This window comes from Paenibacillus sp. NMA1017, assembly GCF_058895805.1.
Genome location: NZ_JBZXYR010000002.1, coordinates 208,420 through 228,505, shown reverse-complemented (window position 1 = coordinate 228,505; position 20,086 = coordinate 208,420). Strand labels below are relative to the sequence as shown.

Annotated in this window: 23 protein-coding genes; 22 read left to right on the top strand and 1 reads right to left on the bottom strand. The window is 47.7% G+C overall.

The window, feature by feature from the left end:
* The first annotated feature begins 12 nt into the window (after nucleotides 1–12).
* From AC5ELV_RS06020 to AC5ELV_RS06010, 3 genes are all read left to right on the top strand, one after another.
* On the top strand, nucleotides 13–1,530 hold the full coding sequence (locus AC5ELV_RS06020) for a sugar ABC transporter ATP-binding protein (protein WP_254347450.1): 1,518 nt from the start codon (nucleotides 13–15) through the stop codon (nucleotides 1,528–1,530).
* Complete coding sequence (locus AC5ELV_RS06015; RefSeq protein ID WP_013310733.1) at nucleotides 1,527–2,513, top strand: ABC transporter permease; 987 nt, start codon at nucleotides 1,527–1,529, stop codon at nucleotides 2,511–2,513. The genes AC5ELV_RS06020 and AC5ELV_RS06015 overlap by 4 nt, the downstream gene beginning before the upstream one ends.
* Nucleotides 2,514–2,760: 247 nt before the next feature.
* Entirely contained in the window at nucleotides 2,761–3,033 is a 273-nt protein-coding gene (locus AC5ELV_RS06010; protein WP_013310732.1) for an HU family DNA-binding protein, read from the top strand.
* Between the two features lie 71 nt (nucleotides 3,034–3,104).
* On the opposite strand, the gene AC5ELV_RS06005 is transcribed toward AC5ELV_RS06010, so the two are convergent.
* Nucleotides 3,105–3,398: a hypothetical protein gene (locus tag AC5ELV_RS06005; protein ID WP_493429502.1), complete on the bottom strand. Its 294-nt coding sequence runs from the start codon at nucleotides 3,396–3,398 to the stop codon at nucleotides 3,105–3,107.
* A gap of 37 nt (nucleotides 3,399–3,435) precedes the next feature.
* On the opposite strand from AC5ELV_RS06005, the gene mtrB reads away from it, so the two are divergent.
* From mtrB to trpA, 19 genes are all read left to right on the top strand, one after another.
* A complete protein-coding gene (gene mtrB / locus AC5ELV_RS06000) occupies nucleotides 3,436–3,666 on the top strand; it encodes a trp RNA-binding attenuation protein MtrB (protein WP_013310730.1) in 231 nt (76 codons plus the stop codon).
* Nucleotides 3,667–3,764: 98 nt separating this feature from the next.
* Nucleotides 3,765–4,316: a hypothetical protein gene (locus AC5ELV_RS05995; protein WP_023989175.1), complete on the top strand. Its 552-nt coding sequence runs from the start codon at nucleotides 3,765–3,767 to the stop codon at nucleotides 4,314–4,316.
* A gap of 115 nt (nucleotides 4,317–4,431) precedes the next feature.
* Entirely contained in the window at nucleotides 4,432–5,301 is an 870-nt protein-coding gene (locus AC5ELV_RS05990) for a heptaprenyl diphosphate synthase component 1 (RefSeq protein ID WP_493429501.1), read from the top strand.
* Between the two features lie 9 nt (nucleotides 5,302–5,310).
* Nucleotides 5,311–6,039, top strand: a complete 729-nt coding sequence (locus tag AC5ELV_RS05985; RefSeq protein ID WP_493429865.1) for a demethylmenaquinone methyltransferase — start codon at nucleotides 5,311–5,313, stop codon at nucleotides 6,037–6,039.
* Nucleotides 6,032–6,898, top strand: a complete 867-nt coding sequence (locus AC5ELV_RS05980; protein ID WP_493429500.1) for a UbiA-like polyprenyltransferase — start codon at nucleotides 6,032–6,034, stop codon at nucleotides 6,896–6,898. Before AC5ELV_RS05985 ends, AC5ELV_RS05980 begins: the two co-directional genes overlap by 8 nt.
* A gap of 5 nt (nucleotides 6,899–6,903) precedes the next feature.
* Nucleotides 6,904–7,563, top strand: a complete 660-nt coding sequence (locus AC5ELV_RS05975) for a UbiX family flavin prenyltransferase (protein ID WP_493429499.1) — start codon at nucleotides 6,904–6,906, stop codon at nucleotides 7,561–7,563.
* A complete protein-coding gene (locus AC5ELV_RS05970) occupies nucleotides 7,520–8,386 on the top strand; it encodes a menaquinone biosynthetic enzyme MqnA/MqnD family protein (RefSeq protein ID WP_493429498.1) in 867 nt (288 codons plus the stop codon). Before AC5ELV_RS05975 ends, AC5ELV_RS05970 begins: the two co-directional genes overlap by 44 nt.
* The gene (locus tag AC5ELV_RS05965; protein WP_493429497.1) at nucleotides 8,383–9,357 is read left to right on the top strand and encodes a polyprenyl synthetase family protein; all 975 of its coding nucleotides are present in this window, start codon (nucleotides 8,383–8,385) and stop codon (nucleotides 9,355–9,357) included. The genes AC5ELV_RS05970 and AC5ELV_RS05965 overlap by 4 nt, the downstream gene beginning before the upstream one ends.
* Nucleotides 9,358–9,467: 110 nt before the next feature.
* The gene (gene ndk / locus AC5ELV_RS05960; protein WP_013310722.1) at nucleotides 9,468–9,911 is read left to right on the top strand and encodes a nucleoside-diphosphate kinase; all 444 of its coding nucleotides are present in this window, start codon (nucleotides 9,468–9,470) and stop codon (nucleotides 9,909–9,911) included.
* 30 nt (nucleotides 9,912–9,941) lie between these two features.
* A complete protein-coding gene (locus AC5ELV_RS05955; RefSeq protein ID WP_493429496.1) occupies nucleotides 9,942–10,742 on the top strand; it encodes a CheR family methyltransferase in 801 nt (266 codons plus the stop codon).
* A gap of 229 nt (nucleotides 10,743–10,971) precedes the next feature.
* The gene (gene aroC / locus AC5ELV_RS05950; protein ID WP_493429495.1) at nucleotides 10,972–12,141 is read left to right on the top strand and encodes a chorismate synthase; all 1,170 of its coding nucleotides are present in this window, start codon (nucleotides 10,972–10,974) and stop codon (nucleotides 12,139–12,141) included.
* Nucleotide 12,142: 1 nt separating this feature from the next.
* On the top strand, nucleotides 12,143–13,237 hold the full coding sequence (gene aroB, locus AC5ELV_RS05945) for a 3-dehydroquinate synthase (RefSeq protein ID WP_493429494.1): 1,095 nt from the start codon (nucleotides 12,143–12,145) through the stop codon (nucleotides 13,235–13,237).
* Between the two features lie 2 nt (nucleotides 13,238–13,239).
* Nucleotides 13,240–13,614: a chorismate mutase gene (gene aroH, locus AC5ELV_RS05940; protein ID WP_029517339.1), complete on the top strand. Its 375-nt coding sequence runs from the start codon at nucleotides 13,240–13,242 to the stop codon at nucleotides 13,612–13,614.
* A gap of 386 nt (nucleotides 13,615–14,000) precedes the next feature.
* Entirely contained in the window at nucleotides 14,001–15,551 is a 1,551-nt protein-coding gene (trpE, locus tag AC5ELV_RS05935; RefSeq protein WP_493429493.1) for an anthranilate synthase component I, read from the top strand.
* A gap of 35 nt (nucleotides 15,552–15,586) precedes the next feature.
* Entirely contained in the window at nucleotides 15,587–16,633 is a 1,047-nt protein-coding gene (gene trpD / locus AC5ELV_RS05930; RefSeq protein WP_493429492.1) for an anthranilate phosphoribosyltransferase, read from the top strand.
* The gene (gene trpC / locus AC5ELV_RS05925; protein WP_493429491.1) at nucleotides 16,623–17,417 is read left to right on the top strand and encodes an indole-3-glycerol phosphate synthase TrpC; all 795 of its coding nucleotides are present in this window, start codon (nucleotides 16,623–16,625) and stop codon (nucleotides 17,415–17,417) included. Before trpD ends, trpC begins: the two co-directional genes overlap by 11 nt.
* Complete coding sequence (locus tag AC5ELV_RS05920; RefSeq protein ID WP_493429490.1) at nucleotides 17,414–18,085, top strand: phosphoribosylanthranilate isomerase; 672 nt, start codon at nucleotides 17,414–17,416, stop codon at nucleotides 18,083–18,085. Before trpC ends, AC5ELV_RS05920 begins: the two co-directional genes overlap by 4 nt.
* A complete protein-coding gene (trpB, locus tag AC5ELV_RS05915; protein ID WP_493429489.1) occupies nucleotides 18,082–19,278 on the top strand; it encodes a tryptophan synthase subunit beta in 1,197 nt (398 codons plus the stop codon). Before AC5ELV_RS05920 ends, trpB begins: the two co-directional genes overlap by 4 nt.
* Nucleotides 19,275–20,081: a tryptophan synthase subunit alpha gene (gene trpA, locus AC5ELV_RS05910; protein ID WP_493429488.1), complete on the top strand. Its 807-nt coding sequence runs from the start codon at nucleotides 19,275–19,277 to the stop codon at nucleotides 20,079–20,081. The genes trpB and trpA overlap by 4 nt, the downstream gene beginning before the upstream one ends.
* The last annotated feature ends 5 nt before the right edge of the window (nucleotides 20,082–20,086 follow it).

The window sequence follows — 20,086 nt, the reverse complement described above, 5'->3', positions numbered from 1 at the left end:
TGAGGGGGCACCATGAGTTCACAAGTATATACATTGGAAATGAAAAAAATCAGCAAACAGTTTGCTGGTGTAGATGCGCTGCGAGCCGTGGATTTTACGGTGCAGGGTGGCGAGATTCACGCGCTGCTGGGCGCCAACGGGGCAGGGAAAAGCACATTGATGAAGATTTTGTCCGGTGCGTATCGTTCCGATCAGGGAGCTATCGTAGTTGGTGGGAAGGAACTGAACATTAGTTCACCGTGGGAGGCCAAAAGAGCGGGAATTCACTGTGTGTATCAGGAGGTCGATTCAGCGCTTGTACCTCAGTTAACTGTCGCTGAAAATATTGTAATGGACGATTTATCTGCACCTGATGGTCGATGGTGGGCTGCACCGGGTTCTATGCGCAGACGAGCGCGTGAGGCATTAGCACGTCTGGAGGTAGATATTGACGTAAGACGATATGTGTCTGAATTGACGTTGGCAGAAAAACAGCTTGTGCTTATTGCACGCATTCTGACACAGCAAGCAAATACCATCATTTTTGATGAGCCTACGGCGCCGCTCAGCGAGGAAGAAACGCGACGTTTGTTCCGCACAATCCATACACTCAAGGATGAGGGAGTTGCATGTATCCTCATCACACACCGATTGCCGGAGGTTATCGAACACAGTGACCATGTTACGGTGATGCGTGATGGTGAGCGCGTGTTCACGGGGCCTGCCTCTGATTTAAGTGTAGGCGACATCGTTACGCATATGCTTGGGAAAACATTTGAAGAGGAATTCCCAAAAACAGAGGTACCGATTGGTGAAACGGTATTGGAAGCGAAAGGGCTTCACAAAGGATTACGAGTGCACGGCATTGATTTACAAGTCCGATGTGGTGAAATTCTCTCTATTGTGGGTTTGGTTGGTGCAGGCAAGACAGAGCTGTCACGACTTCTTACAGGAGCAGACAAGCCGGATAAGGGAGAGTTGACCTTTAAAGGTCGCTCCATTCGATTGAGAGAGCCAGCGGACGCGGTAGCTCAAGGAATTGTGTCCATACCCGAGGAGCGGCGTAAGCAGGGGGTGCTGATTGAGGAGAGTGTAGAAAGAAACCTCAGCCTTCCGCTTTTGGGCAAACTGAGTGTCCTTGGTTTCATCAGTCGGCGTAAAGAACGAAATAACGGTAATGGAATTGTCGCCTCTCTCGGTATTAAGACGCCATCGCTCCGCCAGAATGTTAAATACTTAAGTGGTGGGAATCAGCAAAAAGTTGCGATTGGGAAATGGTTGCATTCTGGAGCGGATGTATTTGTTTTTGACGAGCCAACCAAGGGTGTAGATATAGGGGCAAAAAGTGATATTTTCCGTATCATTGGCGAGTTGGCGGAGCAAGGAAAAGCGATCATTTATCTAACCTGTGAATTTGCTGAAGGGATTGGCATTGGTGATCGGATTGCAGTGATGTATGATGGAAAAATTATAAAGGAATTTGCGCGGGGCGAAGTGGAACAGGAACAGCTTCTGTTGTATGCCAGCGGCGGTGAAGAGGTGCATTCATGAAGGAAAAATGGTTAAACGTCTCATTTCGTTACGGTGCCGTAGTTGTCATTATAGGTGTGTTAGCGTTTTTTTCATCTACATTACCTTATTTCTGGACGTATGATAATTTAATGGACATTCTTGGCTCAATTGCCATTGTGACTTTCGTTGCCATTGGTGTGACGTTGTCCCTTATCGTAGACGGTTTTGACCTATCGGTGGGAGCTACAGTATCTTTGACAACGGTCGTTTCAGCTTCTTTGATGGTCTGGTATGAGCAGCCTGTTGCGGTGGTCATCATTGTGTCTCTGGTTGTCGGTGCTTTGGTAGGACTGTTGAATTCATTACTGATTATTAAACTGCGTATTCCTGATTTGCTCGCAACCCTTGCAATCATGTATATTGTAAGCGGGATTCACAAAACGTACGCTCAGGGCTATACTATTTACAATCATATGCAGTTTCCCGATGGCAGCAAGGCGCCGGGGGAGATATCTCCTGCATTTCTTTTGCTGGGGCAAGGTAAATGGCTGGGTATCCCGATTTCGGTTATTTTACTATTGCTGGCTGTGGCGGCGGTGCATGTTTTCTTGACCTATACAAAGCATGGGCGTCAAATGTATGTAACGGGTGGAAATGAGGAAGCTGCTCGTCTGTCGGGCATACGGGTAAAAAAAGTCCGTACTCTGGCCTATGTTGCTTCAGGCGTATTTGCGGCGATTGCCGGTATTTTGTATGCCTCGCGAGTAGGCTCAGGCCAAATTGACGCAGGTTCCCCTTTGCTCATGGAGGCGGTAGCTGCAGTATTCGTCGGTTTTTCGGTCTTTGGTGCTGGTAAACCCAATGTTATTGGTACATTTATTGGTGCGGTGTTGATCGGTGTGTTGGTTAATGGACTAACGATGATGAATGTGCAATATTTTGCCCATGATATTGTCAAAGGAGTAGTGCTGGTACTTGCGCTGGCCGTTACTTTTTACGTGTTAAACCGTCGTCGTACTTGAAATTGTCTGTGGACTGTATTACTATAAACCTTGTTCCACGCAAGAAGGGTGCCATAAAACGCCAGTTTCGGCCTATATTGCGGAGGTTAGGTATATTCTATGTATATTTAACGACGAAACGGAAACAGATGATAACATTATGGAAGGCAGTACGCCGCCCGGGTTATTTTATACAGGCGACCTCATATCGGTCATTAACACCGATAACCTTAATGCTGGACTACACTCGAATTGGGAGGTGAATATTATGAATAAAACGGATTTGATCAATCAGGTTTCTGAAAGCACTGAATTGTCCAAAAAGGACGTAACCAAAGCAATCGATGCAGTATTTGAGGCGATCTCTGGAGCGCTGCAAAGCGGAGATAAGGTGCAACTGGTAGGTTTCGGGAACTTTGAGGTTCGTGAACGTTCCGCACGTAAAGGACGTAACCCGCAAACAGGAGAAGAAATCGAAATCCCTGCGAGCAAAATTCCGGCATTTAAACCGGGTAAAGCGCTCAAAGACGGAATTAAATAAGATTTCTTACATATTCCCAATGCGCTGAAAAGACCGTGAATTTGATTCACGGCCTTTTCTTTTTGTGCTGTTTACTTTGTGGTAAAGGTGCTATGGACTGGAGAAGAGGAAGCTGTCCTGCCGTTTCGCGAGGCATAAGCGATCAGCACTAGGGGTTCACCCGTTAGCTCAGCAAATTCATGCTCCAGTTGTTGAAGCCGTTCGATTTGGGCAGGACTGAGATTTGCGGGAAGATAGTTTTTCATCAGATCCGTTCCTTTCTTTAATGAATGAGACTGCACGGATAGTATGGCTCGGGATACGCTAATTGTTGCAGGTAGCGCGGGAAGCATGTAGTTGACAAAACAAGCTTGAATCTCCATCATAAAAAGTATAGCTTCGGCTCTCAGGGAGGAAAAGGACATGGAAGATAACGTGACGGGTAGCAGTGAGTACGTCGTAATTAAAGCAAAAAGCAACGGATGTCAGGTTTTTGGTCTGACCAGAGGTCAGGATACACGTTTGCATCATTCAGAAAAATTGGACAAGGGCGAGGTACTGATCGTCCAATTTACGGATCATACTTCTGCTATTAAAATTCGCGGCAAAGCTGTTGTGATGACTAAGCACGGGGTTGTAGATACGGAGGATTAAAATGCAGGCATAGCCTGCTTTTTTTTGTTGTAGAATGAGAGTGAGGACCTTTACCGTAGCAAACCCACATTATGAGGTAGAGGTCAGGGGAGGCTCTGATGAAACCTTGGATTGTATTCGGTGGCTCCATTCTCATAACCATCGCAGCTGCTGTGTTGCTGCCATCCTTACAGGTGCTGGACTCCGGAACCGCAGCAGTTCGTGAGACACAAGCGACGATTTCGCCTCAGCAACGGGTGCTGCTGTCGGATGACAATCTGGTGGATACACTGAACGAGCTACCGTTGACCACACCGATTGCAAGCGCAAGCTGGGAACATTCAGTCCTGACCCTGGATGTCAAGCTGTCCAAGGAAGAAACTGCTCCACTAGAGATTTATCAAAACATGGCGGAGCTTGCCGCCTTTAGCTTTTACGGAACGACGAATGTAAGGCAATTGCTGCTTCGGGTGGTGACACAGGACGAATGGTCAGGAGAACGTCATTTGCTGCTTGCATCCGATATACGCCGGAACGAGTGGACGAACGAGGCATTGGAACAGCTGAGAAGCCGGGAAGGCGCGGAATTGCCAGAGGATTTGAAATCCCGTTTCCGTATTACAGTAACGCCCATGTGGCAAAACAGGTTTAACGGTGTATATACAGATTAGATGTTCTGCCGGTGGACCTACAGTACTTTAGTCGCGAATCATTTTAAATTGTGATATAATATAAGGCATTGCAATTATTTGAGTATAGCAGAAAGTCATGTCTCGGAGGCTTAGGATGAAACCGTATCGCGTACCCCAATTAGCAAGGAAATATGTGGAATACGACATGATTCAACAACATACGGAAATGCCGGCTTTTCCTGACAGCCGTACCCGTTTGATGTTTGTGTTTTTGAACCGGAATGCCCAGGAGCTACATGCCAGTGAGGACGAACTGTACGCATTGGTGACCTCACTTGTGCAGATGGGGCTGGATACGCATGATATGATTGATACTTTATCCGGTATACGGAGCCCGGAGGAGATGCGTTCCAGACAGCTGAAAGTGTTAGCTGGGGACTATTTTAGCAGTCGTTTTTATCAGTTGCTTGCACTGGCAGGCCGCATCACGGCCATTTCGAAGCTGAGTGATGCTGTATGTGAAGTGAACGCAGGGAAAATGAGTCTGTACTGGGGAATGAAGCAATACCGATTGGATGCAACTCAGTATTTAACTCAGATGGTTCGTTTCAAAAAGGAGCTTTTTTTATCATTCACTTCACTTGTAGCAGAACAGGATCAGGAAATTTGGAAGCAACTCCTCAACAAATTTGCCCTCTGTGATACCTTGGTGGAGGAATGGGGCAAGCGGACAGAACCGGACAAGTCCCGTTTCGGATATATGTTCTGGCATATTTATGGTAACGGGGACCGGAACGAGCAGGCATTGCTTTCAGAGAGTGGTGCTGACACTGAAGCATGGCGTAAGCTTGTTCTGAAATACAAAGCCGAGGATGCGATATTGGACAAGCTTCGCACGGCTGTTACACACATCCGGCAGATCCTGTCAGATGATCAAAATACGGGGATCGAGGAATTTGAACGCATGCTTGAGCCTTTCCTGAAGCTGCTAAATAGTCCGCACCCAGTTGTGAGGGAAGGTTAGGTGAACGTGATGGGATCAAGCGACACCAAGCCGAAAGAACAATTCGTTCATGGCGTGTTTGAAAGCATAGCAGGTAAATACGATTTGATGAACGATATACTGAGCTTTCGCAGACATAAGGCTTGGCGGAAATTTACGATGAAAAAAATGAACATGCATCGCGGCGATACGGCAATTGATCTTTGCTGTGGTACATGTGACTGGACGCTTGCGATGGCGCGAGCAAGTGAAAGTGGTCACATCGTAGGACTCGATTTTAGTCAGAACATGCTCAATGTTGGCGAGCGTAAGATTACATCAGAATCCCGTGAAAAGCAAATTAAGCTTGTTCAGGGCAACGCGATGGAACTACCCTTTGAAGATAATTCATTTGATTATGCGACGATTGGTTTCGGTCTGCGCAACGTGCCTGATCTGCGCTACGTGTTACAGGAGATGCAACGAGTCGTCAAACCTGGCGGGCAGGTCGTATGTCTGGAATTGTCCAAACCTACTTGGCAGCCGTTCAAGGGAATTTACTACACATATTTTCAACACATCTTGCCCATGCTCGGCAAATTGTTCGCCAAACGTTATGAGCAGTATAAATGGCTCCCTGATTCGTTGGCGCTTTTTCCAGGAAGGGATGAGTTGGCTGGCATCTTCCGCGAAGTCGGATTGAAGGATGTTCAGGCTCATTCTCTCACTGGAGGCATTGCGGCATTGCACATTGGAATCAAGGAGAGTCAGCATGTTTAAGAAAATTGCTATTTTTTTGGAAATGATTAAAATTGAACATACGTTATTTGCGCTCCCATTTGCATTCATGGGGGCTGTATTGGGGTCTGTTGTCGTGACAGGCACCCTTCCCTCCTGGCCGCAGATCGGTTGGATCCTGCTAGCTATGGTTGGCGCACGTAGCGCGGCTTTTGGTTTCAATCGTATGATTGACCGGGTAATTGACGGGAAAAATCCGCGCACAGCAGGACGCGCTATCCCGGCGGGGTTACTCAAATCGAGCGAAGTGGTAATTTTCATTATCGTCAGTTTGGTGTTGTTATTCTGGGCATCATTCAAGTTAAGTCCGCTGGCGTTCAAGCTGTTCCCGCTGGCCTTTTTTATGCTCGTTTTTTACTCTTACACCAAGCGTTTCACTTGGCTTTGCCATATTGTACTCGGTCTGACCATTGGTTTGGCTCCACTAGGCGCGTGGGTTGCAGTAACGGGACAAATAGATTTGACCGCTATCGTACTATATCTCACGATTGCATTTTGGACGGCTGGATTTGATGTGATTTATGCTTGTCAGGATATAGATTTTGACCAAAACGAAGGAGTTTATTCTATTCCTGCCCGTTTTGGGGTAGCGGGTGCGTTGAACATCGCTCGGGCATTCCACGTCATTACGGCGATCGGATTTATTGTACTGTTCTTTATTGCAGATTTAAGCTGGTGGTATCTGGCGGGCATGATTATTTCGTACATTATTTTATTTTATGAACACTATATCGTATCTCCAAAAGATTTGAGTCGTTTGCAGACGGCATTCTTTACTATGAACGGTGTACTTAGTACTGTCGTATTTGCTTTTACACTGATTGATTTGGTGGTGCGTTAATACTAATGAATAATCAGGTCAGCGGCCATCAAGGCAAACGAATTGTTATTGGCATTACAGGCGCGAGCGGAAGCATTTATGGTGTGCGACTGGTAGAGACTCTGCTGGACTTGCAATACACAGTTCACCTGATCGTTTCCAATGCTGGCTGGCGGGTGTTGAAAGAGGAGTTGGGCTGGAATGTGACTGACCGGGAGGGGGCTTTGAATGAACAATTCGGAGACCGTCCCGGTTCTCTTGTATACCATCCGTTCACAGATATTGGAGCTTCGATTGCGAGCGGCTCTTATTTGGTGGATGCAATGATTATCATGCCATGCTCGATGGGGACGTTGTCAGCAGTAGCACATGGTTCATCTGATAATCTCATGGCGAGGGCAGCGGACGTGATGATGAAGGAAGGCCGTCCGCTGATCCTTGTGCCTCGTGAGACGCCTTTACATGCCATTCATTTGGAAAACATGCTTAAGCTTGCGAGACTCGGCGTCAAAATGATTCCGGCTATGCCGGCTTTTTACTTTCATCCGAAGACGCTGGATGATATTGTGCTGTTCCTCGTAGGCAAAGTATTGGACAGCCTGCGTATAGAACATCAACTGTTTACGAGATGGGGGGATTCCGATGCCGACACCGGACACCAAGACAATCACAATCGGAAAAATTAAATATACAAACGCTTGGCCTATTTTTCATTATTTTAATCCTTCTGAACTTCTCCATTCGGCGGAGATGGTTTCTAAAGTTCCGGCTAAATTGAATCGAGGTATGCTGAATGGGAGTTTGGATATCAGCGCGATGTCCTCCTTTGCGTATGCATCAGGTGCTGGGGAAATGTTATTGTTGCCAGATTTATCTGTCAGTGCAGATGGTCCTGTACAATCCATTTTACTATTTTCACGCAAGCCGCTGGACGAAATCAAAAACGGAACCATTGCACTAACGAATACGTCTGCTACATCCGTGAATTTGTTGAAAATTTTGATGCAAAAGGCATGGGAAGGCCAGCCTTCCTATTTTGACTGTGAACCGGATCTTGACTTGATGCTGGAACAGGCAGATGCAGGGCTACTGATTGGAGATCACGCGATTAAGGCATCTTGGCGAAGCGAAGGTCTGTATGTTACGGACCTCGGAGAAGAGTGGAAGCGCTGGACGGGCTACAGTATGACTTTTGCTGTATGGGCAGTACGACGTGCTGTTGCTGCTCAAAATCCCGCGGCAGTGGCTGAAATTGCAAGTGCGTTCCGCGCAAGCAAGCAGCGTAGTCTGTTGGACCTGACGCCTGTTATTTCTGAAGCATGCAAGGAAATTGGAGGTCTGCGAGATTATTGGGAGCGCTACTTTACGAATCTGTGTTATGATTTTGGAGAGAAGCAACAACAAGGTTTAGAGCTTTATTTTCAGTATGCGCATGAACTGGGGCTGCTTGACCGACGAGTGAAGCCGCTTCTCTGGAGTGACAATACGCTGACACGGGTGAAAGAATGAAACGATTGGATTTGTTCGGTTTATTAAAGAAGGATATGAACTTTATAGAAGAAGAGTTGTACCGCAGTATCGACAGTACGGAGCCGTTGATTAACGATACGTCGCTTCATCTGCTTAAAGCAGGGGGCAAGCGTTTGCGTCCCGTATTTGTATTGCTGGGAGGCAAGTTTGGAGAATATGATCTGGACAAGCTCAAGCGTATAGCGGTACCTCTGGAACTGATTCATTCTGCCTCTCTCGTTCACGACGATGTGATTGACGATGCGGAAATGAGACGCGGTCAACCCACCGTGAAGTCCAAATGGGACAATCGGGTGGCTATGTACACCGGAGACTACATATATGCACGTGCGCTGTCTATTGCTGCTGAACTGCCGAATCCCGACATTCACCGGGTACTGTCTAAAGCGCTGGTGCAGATGTCCATTGGTGAAATGGAACAAATACGTGATTTTTTTAATGTAAATCAGAGTGTGCGTAATTATTTGCTTCGCATTCGGCGCAAAACGGCATTGTTGATTACGGTTAGTTGCCAGCTGGGAGCTATGGCTGCAGGGGCACGAGAAAGTGTTAATTCCCTGCTGTACAGCTACGGCTATAACGTAGGTATGGCTTTTCAAATTCAGGATGATCTGCTTGATCTGTGTGGTACGGAAAAAAAGATTGGCAAGCCGCCGGGTAGCGATATGAGACAGGGGAATATTACGCTTCCGGTGATTTATGCGCTTGAACAGCCTGAGTTGCGTGCCGATCTACTGGCTGAAATCCGCCGCATTCAGGATGGAGATGGGCAAGGAGACGCACGCAAAGCGGTGGATATGATCAAAAAAAGTGAAGGAATCGCTAAAGCTGAAATTCTTGCCGACCGATATATTAATAAAGCGCTAAACGCGCTGGACTTACTACCAGATGTCAAAACAAAAAAGACGCTACGCGATATTGCTCATTTTGTAACACGCCGCTCCTACTAAAGTTGTGTTTTGGGTTTGCTGTGACAAAATACTTTAACCGTTTCCAAGCTTTCTGTTACAATACAGTTTAGTACTGTATAAATACATTAGATTGGATTGGGAGTGAGCCGATGGATCGTACTTTTTTGATGGTTAAACCGGATGGTGTACAACGTGGACTGATTGGACGTATCATCAGTCGTCTGGAAGACAAAGGTTTCAAAATGACGGCTGGTAAGCTTGTGCAAGTATCTAGAGAACAGGCAGAACGGCATTATGCAGAGCATGTGGGCAAGCCTTTTTTTGAAGAGCTTGTGGGCTTTATCACATCAGGTCCTGTGTTTGCCATGGTATGGGAAGGGGATAACATCGTTACGCTTTCCCGCTTGTTGATCGGTAAAACACAAGTAACTGAAGCTCTTCCGGGCACAATTCGTGGAGACTTTGCTGCACATACACCGTTTAACCTCATTCATGGTTCAGATTCACCGGAGAGCGCAGAGCGCGAGATTGCAAATTTTTTCATGCCGGAAGAATCCGTTCGGTATGAAAAAAGTGTGGCGACCTGGATGTAAGTTTAATTACGTATGAAGAAGGATGGTAGCATGACGGATATGGAACTGGGTCAGACGGACCCCGATTACACAGCGTTTATCCGCAAAATCAAGGACAGCACAGGTATTGATCTTGCACAATACAAAGAAGCACAGATGAAAAGGCGGTTAACTACGCTTCGCAACAAAAACGGGTTTCCCAGTTTTGTTTCTTTTTATGATGCCATGATGAAGGAAAAACCTCTATTCTATGAATTTCTGGATCGGATGACGATCAATGTTTCGGAATTTTGGCGAAATCCCAATCGCTGGGAAGTGCTGCGGGATACAATCTTGCCACAGCTCCTTATCGGGAAGCAGAAGCTTAAGCTGTGGAGTGCGGCCTGCTCGACTGGTGAAGAGCCTTATAGCCTGGCTATGGTTCTCGACGGTAAAGGGATTTTAGGAAGTTGTTCCATTACAGCTTCCGACATTGATGATGGTGCATTGGCAAAAGCCAAGGAAGGCAAATATTTGGAGCGTTCGCTCAAGGATGTACCTGAGCAGGTGGCTAGCAAATATTTTAAGCCGGATGGTGCGATGTATCGAATTGATGACCGTTTGAAACAAGCCGTGAAATTTCAAAAGCAAAACTTGCTGTTGGATCGGTTTGAGGATGGCTATGATCTCATTATCTGTCGAAATGTTATGATTTATTTTACAGAAGAGGCCAAACATACGTTGTATCAAAAGTTTGCAGCCAGTCTTCGTCCCGGCGGTGTGTTATTTGTCGGTAGTACAGAGCAAATCTTTTCTCCTAACCAATATGGTCTGGAATCGACGGAAACCTTTTTTTATCGCAAAAAAGCATAAGCCTGCATATATCATCCAAAGTTTTATAGGAACTTATTTATATCCTTGAGTAATTGATGGTTGGCTTATCAGCAAAACACGTCCTTTAGTCCCTTTGGCTAAGAGGCGTGTTTTTGTTTATCTGCATACACGTGGCTTTTCTTGTCAAAGAAAGGTGCGTATACTATAATGAAGCACAGTTAAAGATTTTAGCGATGCACAGTTTAACAGTTTAAAGGGGGAACGCGTCATGAGTTTACGTTATTTAACCGCGGGGGAAACGCATGGTCCCCAGCTTACTGCCATTGTAGAGGGTATGCCGAGCAATTTAAAATTGGATTTTGAGGAATTGAATTTTCAGCTACACCGTCGTCAGAAAGGATATGGACGGGGTCGGCGTATGCAGATTGAAAAGGATACGGCGAAGATTGCCGGGGGCGTACGTCACGGCTATACCACGGGTGCACCGATTGCGCTGGTTGTGGAAAATAACGATTGGAAGCACTGGCAGAACATTATGAATATTGAGCCTATTGAAGGCAGTGATGAAGAAAAGCGACGGGTTCACCGGCCACGTCCGGGTCATGCGGATTTGAATGGCGGAATGAAATATAACCTGAAGGATCTTCGTAACGTGCTGGAGCGCTCCAGTGCACGTGAAACAGCAATTCGTGTAGCATGCGGCGGCTTGGCCCGTCAATTGCTGGCTGAGTTTGGAATCAAGGTGGCAGGTCAGGTCATCCGCATTGGGGAAATCGAAGCTCCTTACCGCGATTTGCCGATTGATGAGCTGATTTCCGTGACAGAAGCTTCCTCGGTGAGAGTAACCGATCCAGAAACCGAAAAGAAAATGGAAGCATACATTGATCTGATCAAGCAAGAAGGTGATTCAGTCGGTGGGGTAGTGGAATGTATTGTAGAAGGTGTTCCGATTGGTCTGGGTAGTCATGTACAGTATGATCGGAAACTGGATGCACGTATCGCACAAGGCGTCATGTCGATTAATGCATTTAAAGGTGTGGAAATCGGCATCGGCTTTGAAGCAGGAGAATTGCGCGGTTCACAGGTGCATGACGAGATTCTATATGATGAGGAACGTGGATATCATCGTCGTACCAATCGTTTGGGCGGTTTTGAGGGTGGCATGACGAATGGAATGCCAGTTGTGGTTCGTGGCGTAATGAAGCCGATTCCCACACTCTATAAGCCGCTGCAAAGCGTCGACATTGATACAAAGGAAGCGTTCACCGCACAGGTTGAGCGTTCGGATGCATGTGCAGTACCCGCGGCTAGCGTAGTTATGGAGCATGTGGTAGCTTGGGAGATTGCGAAAGCTTTGCTAGAAAAATTCGGCGGGGATTCGATTGAAGAGATTCGCGCGAATATTGCATCCTACGAAGAACAACTGGGGCGGTACTAAGATGAGTACGCTGACGGTACAGCTTGGCGAACGTTCATATCCTATTCATATCGGACGAGGGCTGTTACATCGAGCCGGAGAGTTGTTGAAGGAGCGAGGAATTGCGCAAAAAAGCCCGTTGTTGATTGTTTCTGACGAAAACGTAGCGGGATTCTACTTGGCAACATTGGAGAGTAATCTTCTGGCATCTGGCTACAAGACGGTGTCCTTTGTCGTTAAGCCAGGTGAAACCTCCAAGTCGCTTGCTGTATTTGAGCAGGTCATAACAGCAGCCATTGAGGGCGGCTTGGATCGCAATTCAGCCGTTATTGCACTTGGTGGTGGTGTGGTGGGCGATTTGGCTGGATTTGTGGCGGCTTCTTATATGAGAGGTGTCAAGTTTGTACAGATCCCCACTACGATCCTTGCCCATGACAGTAGCGTGGGCGGTAAGGTTGGTATCAATCATCCATTGGCGAAAAATATGATAGGAGCCTTCCACCAACCGGAACTTGTGTTGTATGACGTAGATACGTTGTCAACATTACCTCCTCGTGAGGTATCTGCGGGGCTTGCTGAAATGATCAAGCATGGTTTGATCTGGGATGCTGATTTTGCCCAGTGGTGCCGTGACCATGCGACTGATTTGCTTGCGCTGGATGCGACAGCTCTGGAGTACGGTCTGGAAAAGGGATGTTCCGTAAAAGCCGAAGTGGTGTCGCGCGATGAACGAGAAAATGATTTACGCGCTATTCTGAACTTAGGCCATACGATTGGTCATGCGATTGAAGCCATTGCGGGATATGGTGAGTTTTTACACGGGGAAGCCATTTCTATTGGTATGGTCGGCTCCGCACTTTTGGGCGTGAAGCTGGGGGCAGATCCTTCTTTGGTAGATGAAACGAAGGATATGTTGTCTTCGCTACGGCTACCGACCTCCCTTCCGTCACATCTCGATACAGATCGGCTGCTGGACGCGATGATGCATGACAAAAAGTTCAAAGAAGGCAGCATTACTTTTGTCGTCCCACGTAGCATCGGGCACGTGGAGGTTGTGAAGGATATTTCCGTCTCTTACATCCGACAAGTTATTGAACAGTTAAAAGAGGGGGCGTAACGATGTACAATCGTGGAATTCGTGGCGCGACGACCGTAGCGAATAATGAAGAAAATGAAATTTTGGAAGCAACAAGCCAACTACTGGAGGAAATTGTATCCTACAATGAAATTCAGCCGGAGGATATTAGTAACGTATGGATTACGGTGACTCATGATCTGGATACTGCCTTTCCAGCCAAGGCCATTCGTCAGCTTGATGGCTGGGATATGGTTCCGCTCATGTGTGCATTAGAAGTTCCTGTGGCAGGCAGTTTACCCAAGTGCATCCGTTTGATGGTACAGGTGAACACCGATAAATCCCAGCGGGAAATTAAACATGTATATTTGAACGGAGCGCAGGCGTTAAGACCGGATCTGGCTTCCCAAGGGAAATAAGCGTCCGTTTTTTAAGTTGATGGTTGCCAAAGTAACATCCCATGAGATATAGTGTGTGTAGCAGAGTTAAGTAGAGTAGAGTTAGCCAGAGACAGAGTTGAGATGAGAAGAGTGCAGCCTTAGCCAATTCCATATGAGATTACAGAGACCGGCGGTAGCGGGTAAGCTTTTGTCCATGAAGAGATATTCTTCTACAGAGAAGCTTATTTGAGGCAACCTGCGCGGTTATACAAAAGGGATGAGTGTATACTTGTCTATTTGCTGTAGTCATTTTACATATGGAGCATTCTTATAATTTCAATAACTGACAGCCTCTACCTTACCGGTAGAGGCTTTTTTATATTCTCTCCTATGGTTCTGCGCCAATTTGGAAAGGAAGTGATCTCATGTTAACGCCGCATGTGGAGCAAGTGATAACGATGGCGAGTGAATTTAACCTGATTCCTGTGTACAAAAAAGTGCTGGCTGATATGGAGACGCCGATTCGGATTTTCCGTCGGTATGCCGAGCGGGACCGTGCCTTTCTACTAGAGAGTGTAGAGGGAGGCGAACAGTGGGCGCGACATTCATTCATCGGTACAGACCCGTTTCTAATGGTCTCGGGTAAAAAAGGACGTTTGATATTGGAACAACACGGTAAACGGCAAATATTAAACGACAAGCCGATCGAAGCGCTCAAAGCATTACTTCGTAAATACCGTAGTCCGAAACTGAAAGAAATGCCTCCATTTACAGGCGGGGCTATCGGATTTTTTGGATATGACCTGCTTCAATACTATGAAAAGCTACCAAAGCATTCGGTAGATGATTTGAATATGGATGATATTCGTTTTATGTTCTGCGATCAAGTCATTGTCTTTGATCATGTGAAACAGCAAATTTTGCTGGTCGGCAATGTTCATGTAGGCGAAGGGTTCCGCGATGAGGATATTCGTGCTGCTTATGCTGACGTGGAACGCAAGTTGGAGGAAACGGCACAGTATCTGCGCAAGCAGTCTCAGCCTGAGCGATTAGGATCAGCCTCCATTCCTGATGATGTGGAACTGGGTGAGATCCAATCCAATGTGACGAAGGAACAGTTTATATCAAACGTAGAGCAGGCAAAGGAGTATATCCGCTCCGGTGATATTTTTCAGGTTGTACTATCCCAGCGTTTTCACATTGATACAGAGGCCTCACCTTTACAGGTATACCGCGTGCTGCGCACGATGAACCCGTCGCCGTATATGTATTACTTGAAAATGGATGACGAGATCATCGTAGGCACTTCGCCTGAGGCACTCGTCAAGGTGGAAAACGGTCGGGTAGAAACCCGTCCTATTGCAGGAACGAGACCACGTGGGGTAACGGAGACAGAAGATACGGCACTTGCTGAAGAACTGTTAAACGATGAAAAAGAGCGCGCAGAACATCTGATGCTGGTCGATTTGGGAAGAAATGATTTGGGCCGTGTATCACAGTTTGGCACAGTCAAATGCGATACTTTTATGGAGATTGAACGCTATTCTCACGTCATGCACATTGTATCCAATGTGTCGGGTGAGCTACGTGAGGACAAAGATTTCTTCGATGCTTTCCTGTCTTGTCTGCCAGCCGGCACCGTATCGGGGGCTCCGAAGCTACGGGCCATGGAGATTATTGCTGAGTTGGAGCGGGAAGCACGTGGACCCTATGCAGGGGCGATTGGATATTTGGGCTTCTCGGGCAATATGGACGCTTGCATTACGATTCGCACGATTGTGTTTAAAAAGAACCGGGCCTATGTCCAGGCAGGCGCTGGAATTGTGTGGGACTCGGTTCCGGAAAGCGAGTATCAGGAGACGGTGAACAAAGCAAAGGCATTGCTGAAGGCAATCCGCACGGCAGAAGTGATGTTCCCGGCAACGACACAGCCCTATAACAGCGTCATCAACCAGGATTATTTGTACACTCCGTAACACACAAAAATCTGATTTTGAGGAGGAGACGGACGATGGAACGACATGACATGATGCAAGTGGGGTTAAGCCGGGTCATTGAGGGACAGCACCTTTCGCGTACGGAGGCCCGTAGCGTAATGGAACAGATTATGAGTGGGAGTGCTACACAGGCGCAAATTGGCGGGCTGCTGACGGCTCTTCGCCTCAAAGGGGAAACGGTAGATGAAATCACTGGTTTTGCCGAGGCTATGCGTAGCTACGCTAGTCCAGTGAAAGCTGAAGAAGGCGGCGGTCGTCTGCTGGACACATGTGGCACTGGAGGTTCCGGTATTCACAAGTTTAATATTTCCACGATATCCGCGATCATCGCAGCTTCGGTGTCTGTACGGGTAGCAAAGCATGGCAATCGCTCTGCAAGTGGCCGTGCCGGGAGTGCTGATGTCCTGGAGGCATTGGGAGTCAACATTCATTTGACGAGTGATCAAGCTAGGTCATGTCTGGACCGAATCGGCATCTGCTTTTTATTCGCACAGTTGTACCATCCGTCTATGAAGCATGCCGCCGCGCCGCGCCGCGAGCTGGGTGTGCGGACGGTATTCAATATGCTGGGTCCTTTGACGAATCCGGCTGGTGCGGATCGGCAGCTGTTGGGCATTTATGATTCCAGCAAAACGGAAGTCATTGCCGAGGTATTGAACCGGCTCGGCTCCAAACGAGCGATGGTTGTAAGTAGTCTAGATGGTCTGGATGAAATTAGCATTTCAGCTACGACACGAGTATCCGAGCTGAAGGACGGCAAGGTCCACACGTACGAGCTTCATCCGTCGGATCTGGGCTTGCAGACGCATTCTCTCGATCAGGTGCTGGGTGGCGACGCACAGGTTAACGCAGATATCATACGACGAATTTTAAACGGAGAGCATGGAGCTTATCGGGATGTTGTGTTAGCAAATGCAGGAGCGTGCATTTATGTATCAGGAGCAGCAGCTACCTTGACGGACGGAGTAGCACGAGCGGCCGAAGCCATTGACTCGGGACGGGCACTTTCCAAGCTGGATCAATTAATACAGGCAACGGGGGAATATCAATATGTATCTTGATAAAATTGTGGTGACGAAGCGACAAGAAGTAGAGCAGCTTAAGGAGCATTTTCAAATAAGTAAAGCTGAACGATTAATTGCTGATTTACCTGCGACGAGAGGATTCGAAAATGCGATCGCGAACGGACGCAACCGTCCGCTCGGACTGATTGCTGAGGTGAAGAAGGCTTCACCATCCAAAGGGCTGATTCGACCGGATTTCCATCCGGTGGACATTGCACGTGCATATGAGAGCGCAGGAGCGGATTGCATTTCTGTACTGACAGATGTGACGTATTTTCAGGGAAGCCCTGAATATTTACAGCAAATTCGTGATCAGGTGAAGATTCCGCTGCTGCGAAAGGATTTTATCATTGATGAACGGCAAATATATGAAGCTCGTCTGCTTGGAGCGGATGCGGTGCTGTTGATTGCCGCTATACTGGAACCGCGTGTATTAGGGTCCTTTTTACAGATCGCCAACGACCTCGGACTGGACGCATTGGTAGAGGTGCATGACAGTGAGGAGCTTAAAGCGGTGCTGGAGCTGGGGACAGCAACCTTGATTGGCGTAAATAACCGAAATCTGCGGACATTCGAGACTCGTCTCCAGACGACAGAGGAGCTGATCTCACTAATTCCTAAAGGGGTTACGTTCATCAGTGAGAGCGGAATTGCGGGACCGGAAGATGTTAAGTATCTGCATTCTGTAGGTGCACACGGCATCCTGGTAGGGGAGCATCTGATGCGCAAGGAAGATGTAGGACAGGCTGTAGCCGAATTGATGGACGGGATTAAAGTATGAACAAAACGGGCGTAAAAATTTGTGGACTTCAAAGCGTTGAAGTGCTAAAATCTATGGTAAACTTACCGGTCGATTATATAGGTTTTGTGTTTGCCGACAGCAAGCGTCGGATTGACGGCGTACAGGCTGGAGAGATGCTTCGCGTATTGGATGAATGGACCTCAGGCAGCAGACCGCGCAGCGTGGGCGTATTTGTGAACCCTAGTGACGCACTGTTAAATGATGTAATGGACAAAGCACCCTTGGATGTCATACAGCTGCATGGACAGGAAAGTCCAGAGCGCTGTCGGGAGATCAGGGAGCATTTTGGTATACGGGTATTCAAAGCATGGTCTGTGGACAGTCAAGGACAGACAGAGCGCTCGGCGGACGAATTGGATGCCTACGTCGGAACAATTGATGCTTTACTGCTCGATACATACGATCCCCTGTATGGTGGCGGTTCTGGAAAAACGTTTGCGTGGGATCGAATTCCTGCCTATCAGGCTTGGACCCATCAACATGGAATTCCTTTGTTTGTAGCCGGCGGGCTGACTGCCGATAATGCGGAAAAGCTGGTCCATGAGTATCATCCCGATGGGCTGGATGTGTCCAGCGGTGTAGAGACGAACGGAGTCAAGGACATTGCAAAAATCACAGCATTCGTAGAAAGGGTGAAGCAGGCATGACACAATTACCTGATAACAACGGACGTTTTGGAACTTTTGGAGGACGTTTTGTACCGGAAACGTTGATGAACGCACTGATTGAATTGGAGGAATCCTACCGTAAGTACGCGGATGATCCCGAGTTTAAAGCAGAGTTGAACGGGCTCCTAAAGGACTATTCTGGTCGGGAAACGCCGCTTTATCATGCGGAGCGTCTGAGCCAGCATTTGGGCGGGGCTAAAATTTACTTGAAGCGCGAAGATTTAAATCATACCGGTGCCCACAAAATCAATAATGCATTAGCTCAGGGATTGCTGGCGAAGCGTATGGGTAAACAGAAGGTCATTGCTGAAACAGGCGCAGGACAGCATGGTGTCGCGACAGCGACTGTGGCTGCGTTGCTCGGATTGGAATGCAAAGTGTTTATGGGCGAAGAGGATACTGTGCGCCAGCAGCTGAACGTCTTTCGGATGCAGCTTTTGGGTGCAGAGGTCATTCCGGTGACATCGGGTACACGTACACTTAAGGATGCCGGGAATGAAGCTTTGCGTTACTGGGTCAGCCATGTCCATGATACGTTCTATATTTTGGGTTCAGCTGTCGGCCCACATCCATATCCGATGATGGTGCGGGACTTCCAACGCGTGATTGGCGATGAAACACGTCGCCAGATCCTAGAAAAGGAAGGCAGACTTCCGGATGTCATCGTGGCAGCGATCGGTGGCGGAAGCAATGCCATCGGCATGTTTTATCCTTTTATTGAGGATCAGGGGGTCGCTTTGATTGGCGTGGAGGCCGCTGGAAAAGGTATCGAAACGGAATTCCATGCAGCCACGATGACCAAGGGAACACAAGGGGTCTTCCAAGGCTCTATGAGTTATCTGCTTCAGGATGAGTACGGACAAGTGCAGCCTGCGCATTCCATTTCGGCTGGACTGGATTATCCAGGTGTTGGACCGGAGCATTCATACCTGAAAGATATTGAGCGGGCCAAATATGTTCCGATTACCGATCAGGAAGCGCTGGATGCGCTTCAGCTTCTCTGCCGTACCGAAGGAATACTTCCTGCATTAGAGTCGGCACATGCAGTTGCACAGGTCGTCAAGCTGGCACCTACGTTGACGGCAGATGATATTATCGTTATTTGTTTGTCTGGACGAGGGGATAAAGATGTGGACTCCATTATCAAGTATTTGGGAGGAAATCCGTCATGAATTTAATTGATCAGGCGTTTGGTCGCCTTAAAAATGAAGGCAAAACGGCATTAATTCCTTTTCTGACGGTAGGCGACCCAGATGTGGATACTACAATAGAGATCATTCGGCAGTTAGAGTCGGCCGGAGCTGACATATTGGAACTGGGTGTACCCTATTCCGACCCGCTGGCTGACGGTCCTGTAATTCAGCGCGCGTCTGAGCGTGCACTGAAACGGCAAATTTCCATCCGCACGTGCATGGAGACAGCTTCTCTGGCTAGGGCGGCAGGTTCAAGCCTGCCTTTTATTCTGTTCACGTATTATAACCCTGTATTACAGATGGGTATGGATGCTTTCTTCGCAGGCTTGCAGGAACATGGTATCAGCGGTCTGATTATTCCGGACCTTCCGCTTGAGGAAGCGGAGGAGCTGGGAGGACGGGCAGCAGAGGTGGGTGTGCATCTGATTCCTCTGGTGGCTCCAACTTCTGAACAGCGGATCGAGCGAATTGTCCGTCAGGCCCGAGGATTTGTATACTGTGTATCCTCGCTGGGTGTAACCGGGGAAAGAGCTTCCTTTTTTGAAGGTATTGAGGGCTTTATCGCGCAGGTCAAACGGCATACGGATATTCCGGTAGCGGTCGGCTTTGGGATCTCTACTCAAGAGCAGGTAGCCCGGTTTTCAAACATTTGCGATGGGGTTGTGGTCGGCAGTGCTATTGTACGTCAGGTGGAAGAAGCCATTCCATTGCTGAATGATTCTGAGCGCAGGCAAGAAGGTCTTTTGCAAATTCATAATTTTGTGGCACAATTAAAGCAGTAATGGGT